Here is a 14,054-nt window from a genome sequence, read left to right on the forward strand (position 1 = left end):
TGCCCCGCACCAAATAAAAAAGCCGGTACTGACTGCGTACCGGCTGCGAATGGATGTTAATTAATCAAACCGTAGCTGCGGCACAATCTCTTTGGCCTGTGCCAGGAATTCGCGACGATCGGAGCCGGTCAGCCCTTCGGTACGCGGCAGTTTTGCCGTCAGCGGGTTTACGGCCTGCTGGTTTATCCATACTTCATAGTGCAGATGCGGCCCGGTTGAACGTCCGGTATTACCGGAAAGCGCGATACGGTCGCCACGTTTCACCTTCTGTCCCGGTTTCACCAGGATCTTGCGCAAGTGCATATAACGCGTGGTGTAGCTGCGACCATGACGAATAGCCACATAATAACCTGCTGCGCCACTGCGTTTGGCAACCACCACTTCACCGTCACCCACTGAAAGCACTGGCGTACCTTGTGGCATGGCAAAATCAACACCTCTGTGTGGCGCAACGCGACCGGTCACCGGATTAGTACGACGCGGGTTAAAGTTAGATGAGATACGGAACTGTTTCGCCGTCGGGAATCGCAAGAATCCTTTCGCCAGACCAGTACCGTTACGATCGTAGAATTTGCCATCTTCAGCGCGGATTGCGTAATAATCTTTACCTTCTGAACGCAAACGTACGCCCAGCAGCTGGCTTTGCTCACGTTTACCATCAAGCATTTCTCGTGACATTAACACCGCAAATTCATCGCCTTTTTTCAGTTTGCGGAAATCCATTTGCCACTGCATGGCTTTAATCACTGCGCTCACTTCGGCGCTGGTTAAACCGGCGTTTCTGGCGCTGGCAACAAAGCTTCCCCCGACGGTACCTTTCAGCAGATTGTTGACCCACTCTCCTTGCTGCATTTCGCTGGTCATTTTAAAACCGTTAGCGGCAGTACGGTCATAGGTTCGGGTTTCACGACGAGACACTTCCCAGGTGAGGCGTTGCAGTTCGCCGTCCGCGGTTAATGTCCAGGAGAGTTGTTGACCGATTTTCAGGTTACGCAATTCTTTGTCGGCAGCAGCCAGTTGGGTGATATCACCCATATCAATACCATACTGATTGAGAATGCTGCTTAGCGTATCGCCAGTGGAAACAACATATTCATGCACGCCCGCTTCACCGGCGATTTTGTCATCCAGTTCATCCTGGGGAATGGCTTCATCTTCTTGTGCAGCTTGATCAATCGGCTCACTGGCTTCAGGTAAGAGCGAACGAATTTCGTTCTGTTCCAGCTCAATGGTTTTGACAATTGGCGTGGCGTCGCGGTGATAAACATAGGGCCGCCAGACAGCGACGGCCAGAGTAAGAACGGTGAGCGACCCCAACATAACGCGGTGTGGTCGCGGTAAATTATTAAACGCCAGGGCGACAGAGCGGGCTATCTGTTGCACGTAATCACTTCCTCATTAATCTCCTTTCAGGCAGCTCGCATACTGGTTGGCTAATTGATTCAGGAATTCTGAATAGCTTGTTTTACCCAGTTTGATATTCGTCCCCAGGGGATCCAACGTTCCCATACGAACGGATGTCCCTCGAGCGACGCTCTCAACGACCGCTGGCCTGAACTGTGGCTCAGCAAAAACGCAGGTTGCTTTTTGCTCAACCAACTGTGTTCTTATTTCATGTAAACGCTGCGCGCCAGGTTGAATCTCAGGGTTAACGGTAAAATGACCAAGCGGTGTTAGTCCGAACTGTTTTTCGAAGTAGCCGTAAGCATCGTGAAAAACGAAATAACCTTTCCCCTTGAGCGGCGCGAGCTCGTGACCAACCTGCGTTTCGGTTGAGGCTAATTGTGCCTCAAAATCCTTCAGGTTGGCGTCAAGTTTGGCTCGACTTTGCGGCATAAGTTCCACTAATTTTTCATGGATTGCAACCGCTGTAGCCCGCGCTATCTCTGGGGAAAGCCAAAGATGCATGTTGAAATCGCCGTGATGGTGATCTTCGTCACTTTTTTCCGCGTGGTCGTGATCATCATCATCGCCGTGAATACTTTTCATCAGCAGCGGTTTCACATTCTCTAGCTGCGCAATCGTTACCTGTTTGGCTTCAGGTAATTTACTTACCGGTTTTTGCATGAACGCTTCCATCTCCGGGCCAACCCAAACGACTAAGTCCGCGTTCTGTAAGCGTTTTACATCTGATGGACGCAGTGAATAATCATGCTCTGAAGCGCCGTCAGGTAGTAAAACCTCCGTTTCTGTTACCCCATCAGCAATGGCAGAAGCGATGAACCCAACGGGTTTAAGCGAAGCGACAACGGCGGCATCTGCGGCCTGTGTTGCACCTCCCCAGAGAGCGGCGGATAATGCTGCGAAAAGAAGCGTTTTTTTATGTAACATAATGCGACCAATCATCGTAATGAATATGAGAAGTGTGATATTATAACATTTCATGACTACTGCAAGACTAAAATTAACATGACAAGTCTGGTTTCCCTGGAAAATGTCTCGGTTTCTTTTGGCCAACGCCGCGTCCTCTCTGATGTGTCGCTGGAACTTAAACCTGGAAAAATTTTGACTTTACTTGGGCCAAATGGCGCAGGTAAGTCGACACTGGTACGGGTAGTGCTCGGGCTGGTAACACCCGATGAAGGGGTTATCAAGCGCAACGGAAAACTACGCATCGGCTATGTACCGCAGAAGCTGTATCTCGACACCACGTTGCCACTGACCGTAAACCGTTTTTTACGCTTACGACCTGGCACACATAAAGAAGATATTTTGCCTGCACTGAAACGTGTCCAGGCCGGACACCTGATTAACGCACCGATGCAAAAGCTCTCGGGTGGCGAAACGCAGCGTGTACTGTTAGCGCGAGCATTGTTAAATCGACCGCAATTATTAGTGCTGGATGAACCCACTCAGGGCGTGGATGTGAATGGTCAGGTGGCGTTATATGACCTTATTGACCAACTGCGTCGCGAACTGGATTGTGGCGTTTTAATGGTATCTCACGATCTGCATCTGGTAATGGCAAAAACCGATGAAGTGCTTTGCCTGAATCACCACATTTGTTGTTCCGGCACACCGGAAGTTGTTTCCCTGCATCCGGAGTTTATTTCTATGTTTGGTCCTCGTGGTGCTGAACAACTGGGTATCTATCGCCATCATCATAATCATCGTCACGATTTACAGGGACGAATTGTCTTGCGTCGGGGAAATGATCGCTCATGATTGAATTATTATTTCCTGGTTGGTTAGCCGGGATCATGCTCGCCTGTGCCGCGGGTCCGCTGGGTTCGTTTGTAGTCTGGCGTCGTATGTCTTATTTCGGTGATACGCTGGCTCATGCCTCATTACTTGGCGTCGCGTTTGGTTTGTTGCTGGACGTGAATCCATTCTATGCGGTGATTGCCGTTACGCTGCTGCTGGCGGGCGGTCTGGTATGGCTGGAGAAGCGTCCACAGCTGGCGATCGACACGTTATTAGGGATTATGGCGCACAGTGCCCTGTCGCTGGGCCTGGTGGTCGTTAGTCTGATGTCTAACATTCGTGTTGATTTGATGGCTTACCTGTTCGGTGATTTGCTGGCAGTGACGCCAGAAGATCTCATCTCTATTGCGATTGGCGTGGTCATCGTGGTGGCGATTCTGTTCTGGCAATGGCGCAATTTGCTGTCAATGACGATTAGCCCGGATCTGGCGTTTGTTGATGGTGTGAAATTACAGCGCGTGAAATTGTTGTTGATGCTGGTGACGGCATTGACGATTGGTGTAGCGATGAAATTTGTCGGCGCGTTGATTATTACTTCGTTGCTGATTATTCCTGCTGCTACAGCGCGTCGCTTTGCCCGCACGCCGGAACAGATGGCCGGTGTCGCTGTTTTGGTGGGAATGGTGGCAGTAACTGGCGGTTTAACCTTTTCCGCATTTTACGATACGCCGGCGGGTCCGTCGGTAGTGCTATGTGCGGCACTGTTATTTATTATCAGTATGATGAAAAAGCAGGCCAGCTAATCTGTCGCTGAACACATTTGTCGGATGCGGCGCGAGCGCCTTATCCCACCTACGGTTCGCTATCTCTGGTAGGCCTGATAAGACGCGAACAGCGTCGCATCAGGCACACTGCCAGTGTCGGATGCTGCTCGAGCGGCCAATCCGACTTACGGCATTTCTGGTGGCGTGATGCCGAAGTGGTTCCACGCCCGCACTGTCGCCATACGCCCGCGCGGTGTACGCTGCAAAAAGCCTTGCTGAATCAAATAAGGTTCCAGCACATCCTCAATGGTTTCACGTTCTTCACCAATGGCAGCCGCCAGGTTATCCAGACCTACCGGCCCACCAAAGAACTTATCGATTACCGCCAGCAACAATTTGCGGTCCATATAATCGAAACCTTCGGCATCGACATTCAGCATATCCAGCGCCTGAGCAGCGATATCAGCCGAGATGGTGCCATCGTGCTTCACTTCGGCGAAATCACGCACTCGACGCAGCAGACGGTTAGCAATGCGCGGCGTACCGCGAGCGCGACGAGCAACTTCCAGCGCGCCGTCATCACTCATCTCAAGCCCCATAAAGCGTGCGCTGCGACTGACGATATATTGCAGATCCGGCACCTGATAAAACTCCAGACGCTGCACAATACCAAAACGATCGCGCAACGGTGATGTCAGCGAACCTGCGCGCGTGGTTGCACCAATCAGGGTAAACGGCGGCAAATCAATTTTAATGGAGCGTGCCGCCGGACCTTCACCAATCATAATATCCAGTTGGTAGTCTTCCATTGCCGGGTACAGCACTTCTTCAACAACTGGCGATAGACGGTGGATCTCATCAATAAACAGCACGTCATGCGGTTCAAGGTTAGTGAGCATCGCTGCCAGATCCCCCGCCTTTTCCAGCACCGGACCAGAAGTCGTGCGTAAATTAACGCCCATTTCATTGGCGACAATGTTAGCAAGCGTAGTTTTACCCAACCCCGGAGGACCAAAAATCAACAGATGATCGAGGGCATCGCCACGCAGTTTCGCTGCTTTGATGAAAATCTCCATCTGTGAACGAACCTGCGGTTGACCAACATACTCTTCCAGTAATTTAGGGCGAATGGCGCGATCTGCCACATCTTCCGGCAAAGTGGTACCGGCAGAAATCAGACGGTCTGCTTCAATCATCCTTTACCTCATAACGCGGCGCGTAGGGCTTCGCGAATTAATGTTTCACTGCTGGCGTCAGGGCGAGCGATTTTGCTCACCATGCGGCTTGCTTCTTGTGGTTTATAGCCCAGCGCCACCAGCGCGGCAACAGCTTCCTGTTCAGCATCGTCGGTCGCCGGGCTGGCAGGTGACGTGAGTACCAGGTCGGCAGCTGGCGTAAAGAGATCGCCATGCAAACCTTTAAATCGGTCTTTCATTTCAACAATCAAGCGTTCGGCGGTTTTTTTGCCAATACCCGGCAGTTTCACCAGCGCCCCCACTTCTTCACGCTCAACGGCATTAACGAACTGCTGCGCTGACATTCCAGAGAGGATCGCCAGCGCCAACTTCGGGCCGACGCCGTTGGTTTTGATCAACTCTTTGAACAACGTGCGCTCTTGTTTATTGTTAAAACCGTACAGCAGTTGCGCGTCTTCACGCACCACAAAGTGGGTGAAAACGATCGCTTCCTGACCCGCTTCAGGGAGTTCATAAAAACAGGTCATCGGCATATGCACTTCATAGCCTACGCCGCCCACTTCAATTAACACCAGCGGGGGTTGTTTTTCAATGATGATGCCTCTGAGTCTGCCTATCACATGACGCTCCTGCGTAATGAATCAAAGATAATGCTGTATGATAAAAAAATGCTGGATAGATATCCAGCGAAGGATGAAGAAAACTTGCGAGGCGTCCCGATGTTCTGAAAAATGACGCAGTATAATTTTTTCTACAGGTTATATTGGAAGCAAATATTTAAATATTACATATTCAGTGAAGAAATGCGTAATAAAAATATACATTGCGCCTCCTGAAAAAATAAATTTTTTATGCTATTACGTATATTCATATCTATTTCAATGGAATGACAACATGAATATTAATTACCCTGCTGAATATGAAATTGGTGATATCGTCTTTACATGTATAGGTACTGCCTTATTTGGCCAAATATCAGCTGCATCAAATTGCTGGAGTAATCACGTCGGTATCATTATCGGTCATAACGGTGAAGACTTCCTGGTTGCAGAAAGCCGGGTTCCCCTTTCAACTATCACCACGCTATCTCGTTTTATTAAACGTTCTTCTAATCAACGCTATGCTATAAAGCGATTAGACGCCGGGCTGACAGAACAACAAAAACAACGAATTGTTGAACAGGTTCCCTCCCGGCTACGCAAACTTTACCACACCGGTTTTAAATACGAATCTTCGCGCCAGTTCTGTTCAAAATTTGTTTTTGATATTTATAAAGAGGCGCTATGTATTCCGGTGGGTGAAATAGAGACGTTTGGAGAACTGTTAAACAGCAATCCGAATGCAAAACTCACTTTCTGGAAATTCTGGTTCCTGGGTTCTATTCCGTGGGAGCGTAAAACCGTCACGCCAGCCAGTTTGTGGCATCATCCGGGTTTAGTGTTGATTCATGCGGAGGGAGTGGAAACGCCTCAGCCTGAACTGACCGAGGCGGTATAACTTAACGCAGTCGCCCTCTCGCCAGGTTCAGCCGCGATTCGCTCATTTGCATCGCATTCTGACTAACGTGGCAGTGGGTGATGGCAATCGCCAGCGCATCGGCGGCATCCGCCTGTGGATTAGCAGGCAGTTTCAGCAAGGTGCGGACCATATGCTGCACCTGGCTTTTTTCGGCACTACCAATACCTACCACCGTTTGCTTTACCTGACGTGCCGCATATTCAAATACCGGCAATTCCTGATTCACCGCCGCCACAATCGCCACGCCGCGCGCCTGCCCCAGTTTCAGGGCTGAGTCAGCGTTCTTCGCCATAAAGACCTGTTCAATGGCGAAATAATCAGGCTGGAACTGGGTGATGATTTCCGTCACGCCCGCATAGATGAGCTTCAGACGAGACGGTAAATCATCCACTTTGGTGCGTATGCATCCGCTACCCAGGTAGGACAGTTGCCTGCCTACCTGGCGGATGACGCCATAGCCGGTCACGCGCGAACCCGGGTCAATGCCGAGAATAATAGCCATCACGCGTCTCCGTTTTGCTGTTTAGCAGGCCTCATCAGAGAGTCGCTGCAACCTCATCAGAGATTTCACCGTTATGGTAAACTTCCTGCACGTCGTCGCAATCTTCCAGCATATCGATCAGACGCATCAGTTTCGGTGCGGTTTCTGCATCCATATCAGCTTTGGTGGACGGGATCATGGAAACTTCCGCGCTGTCTGCTTTCAGACCTGCCGCTTCCAGAGCGTCGCGTACTTTGCCCATTTCTTCCCATGCAGTGTAGACATCAATCGCGCCGTCATCATAGGTCACAACGTCTTCAGCACCGGCTTCCAGGGCTGCTTCCATGATGGTGTCTTCATCGCCTTTCTCGAAGGAGATCACGCCTTTTTTGCTGAACAGATAAGCTACGGAACCATCAGTACCGAGGTTACCGCCACATTTGCTGAATGCATGACGCACTTCAGCAACGGTACGGTTGCGGTTGTCAGACAGACATTCAATCATGATTGCCGTGCCGCCAGGACCGTAACCTTCGTAGATGATGGTTTCCATGTTTGCATCATCATCACCACCCACACCTCGTGCAATTGCGCGGTTCAGAGTGTCACGGGTCATGTTGTTAGACAGTGCTTTATCAATTGCTGCACGCAAACGCGGGTTAGCGTCCGGATCACCACCGCCCAGCTTAGCCGCGGTTACCAGCTCACGAATGATTTTAGTGAAGATTTTACCGCGCTTAGCATCCTGCGCAGCTTTACGATGTCTGGTGTTGGCCCATTTACTATGACCTGCCATAAAAATATCTCCAGATAGCCCTGCCTGTTCAGGCAGCGTTAATTACAAACTGTTCAATCGCCTGCCGGTTGCTCCAGGACTTAGTGAGCGCCGCCGCAGCATGCGCATCAAGCCACTTGTAGGCCAGATGTTCAGTGAAGACGACCTGGCGTTCGTGCGGAAGCGCAAGACAGAACCATGATTCCGTATTACGCGTCACGCCCGGCGCATAGCGATGACGTAAATGTGAAAAAATTTCAAATTCTACCGTGCGCTGACAGTCAATTAAGGTCAGTTGTTCAGCGACAACATCGATGGTGACCTCTTCCTTTACTTCGCGCATGGCAGCTTGCGGCGCGGTTTCACCCTCTTCCACGCTGCCGGTTACCGACTGCCAGAAATCGGGATCGTCACGCCGCTGCAACATCAGCACCCGTTTCGTATCTTGTGCATAGATGACCACTAAGATCGAAACGGGACGCTTATAAGCCATATCAGTTATTCTCAGCCTTCTTCACAACCTGAATGCTCAGCTCAGCCAGTGCAGTCGGGTTAGCAAAGCTCGGTGCTTCAGTCATCAGACACGCTGCCGCCGTGGTTTTCGGGAAGGCGATAACGTCACGGATATTGTCGGTGCCGGTCAGCAGCATGGTCAAACGGTCAAGACCAAATGCCAGACCTGCGTGCGGCGGAGTACCGTATTTCAGGGCGTCGAGCAGGAAGCCGAATTTCTCGCGCTGTTCCTCTTCGTTGATACCCAGAATACCAAACACCGTCTGCTGCATATCACCATTATGGATACGCACAGAACCACCGCCCACTTCGTAACCATTGATGACCATATCGTAAGCGTTCGCCACCGCATTTTCCGGTGCAGCTTTCAGCTCTGCCGCAGTCATGTCTTTCGGTGAGGTGAACGGATGGTGCATTGCCGTCAGGCCGCCTTCACCGTCGTCTTCAAACATCGGGAAGTCGATAACCCACAGCGGTGCCCATTTGCTTTCGTCGGTCAGACCAAGGTCTTTACCCACTTTCAGGCGCAGTGCACCCATCGCGTCGGCAACAATTTTCTTGTTGTCGGCACCGAAGAAAATCATATCGCCATCTTGCGCGGCAGTACGATCCAGGATGGCTTCGATGATTTCTGCATTAAGGAACTTCGCTACCGGGCTGTTGATACCTTCCAGACCTTTCGCGCGTTCGTTAACTTTGATGTACGCCAGACCTTTCGCGCCGTAGATTTTAACGAAGTTACCGTATTCGTCGATCTGTTTACGGGTCAGCGATGCGCCGCCCGGAACGCGCAGAGCCGCTACGCGACCTTTCGGATCGTTCGCCGGACCTGCAAATACTGCAAATTCAACGGATTTCAGCAGATCGGCAACGTCGGTCAGTTCCATCGGGTTACGCAGATCCGGTTTATCAGAACCATAACGCCGTTCTGCTTCTGCAAAGGTCATTACCGGGAAATCGCCCAGATCCACGCCCTTCACTTCCAGCCACAGATGACGCACCAGCGCTTCCATCACTTCACGCACTTGCGGCGCGGTCATGAAAGAGGTTTCCACATCGATCTGGGTAAATTCAGGCTGACGATCAGCGCGCAGGTCTTCGTCACGGAAGCATTTAACGATCTGATAGTAACGGTCAAAACCGGACATCATCAGCAACTGTTTGAACAGCTGCGGGGATTGCGGCAGCGCGTAGAATTTACCTTTGTGCACACGAGAAGGCACCAGGTAGTCACGCGCGCCTTCCGGCGTGGCTTTGGTCAGCATCGGAGTTTCGATGTCAAGGAACCCGTGGTCGTCCATAAAACGACGCACCAGACTGGTGATTTTAGCGCGGGTTTTCAGGCGCTGAGCCATTTCCGGGCGACGCAGGTCGAGGTAGCGGTATTTCAGACGCGCTTCTTCGGTGTTGACGTGGTTAGAGTCAAGCGGCAGAACATCTGCGCGGTTGATAATAGTCAGCGAGGACGCCAGCACTTCGATTTCGCCGGTCGCCATATCGCGGTTAATATTTTTTTCGTCACGCGCACGTACGGTGCCCGTGACCTGAATGCAGAACTCATTACGCAGTTCAGAGGCCAGCTTTAACGCGTCCGCACGATCCGGATCGAAAAATACCTGCACGATACCTTCGCGGTCGCGCATATCGATGAAGATCAGGCTACCAAGATCACGACGACGGTTGACCCAACCACACAGAGTCACCTGCTGCCCCACGTGGGACAAACGGAGCTGTCCACAATATTCTGTACGCATGAGATATCCCTTAACTTAGCTGCCGGCGGATGCCCCCTGCTGCGCAGGTGACCAAGTCGCAGCGTTAGCTGTATGTCACAACTGAATGAAAAAAGGCGGCTATTATACTGGAAATTCTGCCGCACCGTAAGAGCCTGGCCCGCGCTGGAACGCCTCGTTACCACTTTATATCGGGCCTGAAATCAGACTCTACGCCAGTTTGCTATAAAGGTGTTGCCCGAACTCATAAAAATTAACAAAATTTGTCGTTCCGCCATCGGCTAATCGCATTAAGGTGAGAGGCACGATTTTGTTTTGTCAGGAGTCATCATGCTTGAACTTAATGCTAAAACCACCGCGCTGGTGGTGATTGATTTACAAGAAGGCATCTTACCTTTTGCCGGTGGTCCACATACTGCCGATGAGGTGGTTAATCGCGCCGGGAAGCTGGCGGCGAAATTTCGCGCCAGCGGTCAGCCCGTGTTTCTGGTGCGTGTTGGCTGGTCTGCCGATTACGCCGAAGCATTAAAACAGCCGGTTGATGCCCCTTCCCCCGCTAAAGTGTTGCCCGAAAATTGGTGGCAACATCCTGTAGCATTAGGTGCAACCGACAGCGATATCGAAATCATCAAACGTCAATGGGGTGCGTTTTACGGTACGGATCTGGAGTTGCAATTACGCCGCCGGGGTATCGATACCATTGTTTTATGTGGGATCTCGACCAATATCGGTGTTGAATCCACCGCCCGCAATGCCTGGGAACTTGGCTTTAATCTGGTGATTGCCGAAGATGCCTGTAGTGCCGCTAGCGCCGAGCAGCACAATAACAGTATCAACCATATCTACCCGCGCATTGCCCGTGTGCGCTGCGTTGAAGAGATCCTCAACGCATTATGATTTACATCGGTCTGCCGCAATGGTCACATCCTAAATGGGTGCGGTTGGGGATCACCAGCCTTGAAGAGTATGCCCGCCACTTTAACTGTGTGGAGGGTAACACCACGCTTTATGCCCTGCCGAAACCCGAGGTTGTCCTGCGCTGGCGTGAGCAGACCACAGATGACTTCCGCTTCTGTTTTAAGTTTCCGGCGACCATTTCGCATCAGGCAACATTACGGCATTGCGATGATTTAGTGACTGAATTTTTGACCCGCATGTCACCGTTGGCTCCGCGCATTGGACAATACTGGCTGCAACTGCCTGCCACATTCGGCCCACGGGAGCTGCCTGCGCTTTGGCATTTTCTCGACTCTCTTCCCGGCGAATTTAATTATGGTGTGGAAGTCCGCCATCCACAGTTTTTCGCCAAAGGGGAAGAGGAACAAACGCTTAATCGCGGTTTACATCAGCGCGGCGTTAATCGGGTGATTTTAGACAGCCGCCCGGTTCATGCCGCACGTCCACACAGTGAAGCTATTCGCGACGCTCAACGAAAAAAACCTAAAGTTCCGGTACATGCTGTACTGACGGCGACAAATCCGCTGATCCGTTTTATCGGTAGTGATGATATGACGCAAAACCGGGAATTATTTCAGGTCTGGTTACAAAAATTAGCGCAGTGGCATCAGACCACTACGCCTTATCTTTTTTTACATACGCCAGATATTGCCCAGGCCCCGGAACTGGTACATACCCTGTGGGAAGACTTACGTAAAACGCTTCCAGAGATCGGAGCAGTTCCGGCTATTCCACAGCAATCTTCTCTTTTCTGAATTTGCCACCTATCATAGACAGGTGCCATCGGCCATTTTAAAGGGAGTTTGTATGGTAAGCGCGCTGTATGCCGTTTTAAGTGCGTTGTTATTAATGAAGTTCTCTTTTGATGTCGTTCGCCTGCGAATGCAGTACCGCGTTGCCTATGGCGACGGCGGTTTTAGCGAACTGCAAAGCGCTATTCGCATTCATGGTAACGCGGTGGAATATATTCCCATCGCGATTGTGTTGATGCTGTTTATGGAAATGAATGGCGCAGAAACCTGGATGGTGCATATTTGCGGCATCGTTTTGCTTGCTGGTCGTCTGATGCATTATTACGGTTTTCATCACCGTCTGTTCCGCTGGCGACGTTCTGGCATGAGCGCCACCTGGTGTGCGCTGTTGCTGATGGTGCTGGCGAATCTTTGGTATATGCCCTGGGAGTTGGTTTTCTCCCTGCGTTAGCGCACAATACGCCACTTTCTTTTTCCCGGATTTTTACGTTATGTCTCACCGCGACACGCTATTTTCTGCCCCTATCGCCAGACTGGGCGACTGGACCTTTGATGAACGGGTAGCTGAAGTCTTCCCGGATATGATCCAGCGTTCCGTTCCCGGCTATTCCAATATTATTTCCATGATTGGTATGTTAGCCGAGCGCTTCGTTCAACCTGGTACGCAGGTTTACGATCTGGGTTGTTCTCTGGGCGCGGCGACGCTCTCGGTGCGTCGCAACATTCATCATGATAATTGCAAAATTATTGCCATCGATAACTCCCCGGCGATGATTGAACGCTGCCGTCGTCATATTGACGCCTATAAAGCTCCTACGCCAGTAGACGTTATTGAAGGTGATATTCGCGATATCGCCATTGAAAATGCATCGATGGTGGTGCTGAATTTTACCCTGCAATTCCTGGAACCTTCCGAGCGCCAGGCGTTACTGGATAAAATTTATCAAGGACTGAACCCGGGCGGCGCTCTGGTGCTTTCGGAAAAATTCAGTTTCGAAGATGCCAAAGTTGGTGAACTGCTGTTCAACATGCACCACGACTTTAAACGTGCCAACGGTTACAGCGAACTGGAGATCAGCCAGAAACGCAGCATGCTGGAAAACGTGATGCTGACCGATTCCGTGGAAACCCATAAAGCACGCCTGCATAAAGCCGGTTTTGAGCATAGCGAGCTGTGGTTCCAGTGCTTTAACTTTGGTTCACTGGTGGCATTAAAAGCAGAGGACGCTGCATGATCGACTTTGGTAACTTTTATTCTCTGATTGCCAAAAATCATCTTTCACACTGGCTGGAAACGCTGCCCGCGCAGATTGCTAACTGGCAGCGCGAACAGCAGCACGGTCTGTTTAAACAGTGGTCCAACGCGGTGGAATTTCTGCCTGAAATTAAACCGTATCGTCTGGATTTATTGCATAGCGTAACCGCCGAAAGCGAAGAGCCACTGAGCGCCGGGCAAATTAAACGCATTGAAACGCTGATGCGCAACCTGATGCCGTGGCGCAAAGGGCCGTTCTCACTGTATGGCGTCAACATCGATACCGAATGGCGTTCCGACTGGAAATGGGATCGCGTTCTGCCCCATCTTTCTGATTTAACCGGGCGCACCATTCTTGATGTCGGCTGCGGCAGCGGTTATCACATGTGGCGCATGATTGGCGCAGGCGCGCACCTCGCGGTGGGAATCGACCCTACGCAACTGTTTCTGTGCCAGTTTGAAGCGGTGCGTAAACTACTGGGTAACGATCAGCGCGCACATTTGTTACCGTTAGGTATTGAACAGCTTCCGGCACTGAAAGCCTTTGATACCGTCTTTTCGATGGGCGTGCTTTATCATCGTCGTTCACCGCTGGAGCATCTCTGGCAGTTGAAAGATCAACTGGTGAATGAAGGTGAACTGGTGCTTGAAACGCTGGTTATTGATGGTGATGAGAACACGGTGCTGGTGCCGGGCGATCGTTACGCGCAAATGCGTAATGTCTATTTCATCCCTTCTGCGCTGGCGCTGAAAAACTGGCTGAAGAAGTGTGGTTTTGTTGATATTCGCATTGCGGATGTGAGCGTTACCACCACAGAAGAACAGCGACGCACCGAATGGATGGTTACTGAATCGCTGGCCGATTTCCTCGACCCGCATGATCCGAGTAAGACAGTTGAAGGTTATCCGGCACCTAAACGCGCGGTGCTGATTGCGCGCAAGCCGTAAAGATTAGCGCCCGTTTCC

The 14,054-nt window shown here is 51.1% G+C and carries 17 protein-coding genes; 8 read left to right on the top strand and 9 right to left on the bottom strand.

Annotated elements, in window-relative coordinates:
* Nucleotides 1-60: 60 nt before the first annotated feature.
* Both mepM and znuA read right to left on the bottom strand, forming a co-directional pair.
* The gene (gene mepM / locus ACJHWR_RS01685) at nt 61-1,383 is read right to left on the bottom strand and encodes a murein DD-endopeptidase MepM (RefSeq protein WP_001184045.1); all 1,323 of its coding nucleotides are present in this window, start codon (nt 1,381-1,383) and stop codon (nt 61-63) included.
* 15 nt (nt 1,384-1,398) lie between these two features.
* The gene (znuA, locus tag ACJHWR_RS01690; protein ID WP_024175798.1) at nt 1,399-2,331 is read right to left on the bottom strand and encodes a zinc ABC transporter substrate-binding protein ZnuA; all 933 of its coding nucleotides are present in this window, start codon (nt 2,329-2,331) and stop codon (nt 1,399-1,401) included.
* 78 nt (nt 2,332-2,409) lie between these two features.
* Here znuA and znuC point away from each other — a divergent pair, with 78 nt between their 5' ends.
* Entirely contained in the window at nt 2,410-3,165 is a 756-nt protein-coding gene (gene znuC, locus ACJHWR_RS01695; protein ID WP_000202996.1) for a zinc ABC transporter ATP-binding protein ZnuC, read from the top strand.
* Nucleotides 3,162-3,947, top strand: coding sequence for a zinc ABC transporter permease subunit ZnuB (gene znuB / locus ACJHWR_RS01700; protein ID WP_000571478.1), 786 nt, complete (start codon nt 3,162-3,164; stop codon nt 3,945-3,947). The genes znuC and znuB overlap by 4 nt, the downstream gene beginning before the upstream one ends.
* Nucleotides 3,948-4,093: 146 nt before the next feature.
* On the opposite strand, the gene ruvB is transcribed toward znuB, so the two are convergent.
* The 3 genes from ruvB to yobI all read right to left on the bottom strand — a co-directional run bounded on the left by ruvB (nt 4,094) and on the right by yobI (nt 5,928).
* A complete protein-coding gene (ruvB, locus tag ACJHWR_RS01705) occupies nt 4,094-5,104 on the bottom strand; it encodes a Holliday junction branch migration DNA helicase RuvB (protein ID WP_000568522.1) in 1,011 nt (336 codons plus the stop codon).
* 8 nt (nt 5,105-5,112) lie between these two features.
* The gene (ruvA, locus tag ACJHWR_RS01710) at nt 5,113-5,724 is read right to left on the bottom strand and encodes a Holliday junction branch migration protein RuvA (protein ID WP_000580323.1); all 612 of its coding nucleotides are present in this window, start codon (nt 5,722-5,724) and stop codon (nt 5,113-5,115) included.
* Nucleotides 5,725-5,862: 138 nt separating this feature from the next.
* The gene (yobI, locus tag ACJHWR_RS01715) at nt 5,863-5,928 is read right to left on the bottom strand and encodes a stress response small protein YobI (RefSeq protein WP_001386853.1); all 66 of its coding nucleotides are present in this window, start codon (nt 5,926-5,928) and stop codon (nt 5,863-5,865) included.
* Nucleotides 5,929-5,998: 70 nt separating this feature from the next.
* On the opposite strand from yobI, the gene ACJHWR_RS01720 reads away from it, so the two are divergent.
* On the top strand, nt 5,999-6,601 hold the full coding sequence (locus ACJHWR_RS01720) for a YebB family permuted papain-like enzyme (protein WP_001024944.1): 603 nt from the start codon (nt 5,999-6,001) through the stop codon (nt 6,599-6,601).
* 1 nt (nt 6,602) lies between these two features.
* Here the strand turns inward: ACJHWR_RS01720 and ruvC are convergent, their stop codons facing one another.
* Genes ruvC through aspS form a run of 4 tightly spaced genes read right to left on the bottom strand, consistent with a single transcriptional unit; the run spans nt 6,603 to nt 10,145 of the window.
* The gene (ruvC, locus tag ACJHWR_RS01725; protein WP_001295503.1) at nt 6,603-7,124 is read right to left on the bottom strand and encodes a crossover junction endodeoxyribonuclease RuvC; all 522 of its coding nucleotides are present in this window, start codon (nt 7,122-7,124) and stop codon (nt 6,603-6,605) included.
* A 34-nt stretch (nt 7,125-7,158) separates the two neighbouring features.
* Nucleotides 7,159-7,899, bottom strand: a complete 741-nt coding sequence (locus ACJHWR_RS01730; protein ID WP_000907234.1) for a YebC/PmpR family DNA-binding transcriptional regulator — start codon at nt 7,897-7,899, stop codon at nt 7,159-7,161.
* 28 nt (nt 7,900-7,927) lie between these two features.
* Entirely contained in the window at nt 7,928-8,380 is a 453-nt protein-coding gene (gene nudB, locus ACJHWR_RS01735; RefSeq protein ID WP_077248299.1) for a dihydroneopterin triphosphate diphosphatase, read from the bottom strand.
* A complete protein-coding gene (aspS, locus tag ACJHWR_RS01740; RefSeq protein ID WP_001258662.1) occupies nt 8,373-10,145 on the bottom strand; it encodes an aspartate--tRNA ligase in 1,773 nt (590 codons plus the stop codon). The genes nudB and aspS overlap by 8 nt, the downstream gene beginning before the upstream one ends.
* Nucleotides 10,146-10,454: 309 nt before the next feature.
* On the opposite strand from aspS, the gene ACJHWR_RS01745 reads away from it, so the two are divergent.
* The 5 genes from ACJHWR_RS01745 to cmoB are packed head-to-tail and all read left to right on the top strand — an operon-like array spanning nt 10,455 to nt 14,036.
* Nucleotides 10,455-11,021: a hydrolase gene (locus ACJHWR_RS01745; protein WP_000891624.1), complete on the top strand. Its 567-nt coding sequence runs from the start codon at nt 10,455-10,457 to the stop codon at nt 11,019-11,021.
* A complete protein-coding gene (locus tag ACJHWR_RS01750; protein ID WP_000639286.1) occupies nt 11,018-11,836 on the top strand; it encodes a DUF72 domain-containing protein in 819 nt (272 codons plus the stop codon). The genes ACJHWR_RS01745 and ACJHWR_RS01750 overlap by 4 nt, the downstream gene beginning before the upstream one ends.
* Nucleotides 11,837-11,888: 52 nt before the next feature.
* The gene (locus ACJHWR_RS01755; protein ID WP_000252980.1) at nt 11,889-12,284 is read left to right on the top strand and encodes an MAPEG family protein; all 396 of its coding nucleotides are present in this window, start codon (nt 11,889-11,891) and stop codon (nt 12,282-12,284) included.
* Between the two features lie 40 nt (nt 12,285-12,324).
* The gene (cmoA, locus tag ACJHWR_RS01760; protein ID WP_000019588.1) at nt 12,325-13,068 is read left to right on the top strand and encodes a carboxy-S-adenosyl-L-methionine synthase CmoA; all 744 of its coding nucleotides are present in this window, start codon (nt 12,325-12,327) and stop codon (nt 13,066-13,068) included.
* Nucleotides 13,065-14,036 (top strand): tRNA 5-methoxyuridine(34)/uridine 5-oxyacetic acid(34) synthase CmoB, encoded by a 972-nt coding sequence (gene cmoB, locus ACJHWR_RS01765; RefSeq protein ID WP_000564726.1) that lies wholly within the window; start codon nt 13,065-13,067, stop codon nt 14,034-14,036. The genes cmoA and cmoB overlap by 4 nt, the downstream gene beginning before the upstream one ends.
* Nucleotides 14,037-14,054: the final 18 nt, after the last annotated feature.

Source organism: Escherichia sp. WS568 (genome assembly GCF_046486085.1).
Lineage (GTDB): Bacteria > Pseudomonadota > Gammaproteobacteria > Enterobacterales > Enterobacteriaceae > Escherichia > Escherichia coli.

Excerpts from the sequence above, each read along its gene's own strand:
- ruvC (WP_001295503.1), bottom strand. The coding sequence starts at position 7,124 with ATGGCTATTATTCTCGGCATTGACCCGGGTTCGCGCGTGACCGGCTAT.
- cmoB (WP_000564726.1), top strand. The coding sequence starts at position 13,065 with ATGATCGACTTTGGTAACTTTTATTCTCTGATTGCCAAAAATCATCTT.
- ACJHWR_RS01730 (WP_000907234.1), bottom strand. The coding sequence starts at position 7,899 with ATGGCAGGTCATAGTAAATGGGCCAACACCAGACATCGTAAAGCTGCG.
- znuC (WP_000202996.1), top strand. The coding sequence starts at position 2,410 with ATGACAAGTCTGGTTTCCCTGGAAAATGTCTCGGTTTCTTTTGGCCAA.
- znuB (WP_000571478.1), top strand. The coding sequence starts at position 3,162 with ATGATTGAATTATTATTTCCTGGTTGGTTAGCCGGGATCATGCTCGCC.
- znuA (WP_024175798.1), bottom strand. The coding sequence starts at position 2,331 with ATGTTACATAAAAAAACGCTTCTTTTCGCAGCATTATCCGCCGCTCTC.
- ACJHWR_RS01745 (WP_000891624.1), top strand. The coding sequence starts at position 10,455 with ATGCTTGAACTTAATGCTAAAACCACCGCGCTGGTGGTGATTGATTTA.
- aspS (WP_001258662.1), bottom strand. The coding sequence starts at position 10,145 with ATGCGTACAGAATATTGTGGACAGCTCCGTTTGTCCCACGTGGGGCAG.
- ACJHWR_RS01720 (WP_001024944.1), top strand. The coding sequence starts at position 5,999 with ATGAATATTAATTACCCTGCTGAATATGAAATTGGTGATATCGTCTTT.
- ACJHWR_RS01755 (WP_000252980.1), top strand. The coding sequence starts at position 11,889 with ATGGTAAGCGCGCTGTATGCCGTTTTAAGTGCGTTGTTATTAATGAAG.
- cmoA (WP_000019588.1), top strand. The coding sequence starts at position 12,325 with ATGTCTCACCGCGACACGCTATTTTCTGCCCCTATCGCCAGACTGGGC.
- ACJHWR_RS01750 (WP_000639286.1), top strand. The coding sequence starts at position 11,018 with ATGATTTACATCGGTCTGCCGCAATGGTCACATCCTAAATGGGTGCGG.
- ruvB (WP_000568522.1), bottom strand. The coding sequence starts at position 5,104 with ATGATTGAAGCAGACCGTCTGATTTCTGCCGGTACCACTTTGCCGGAA.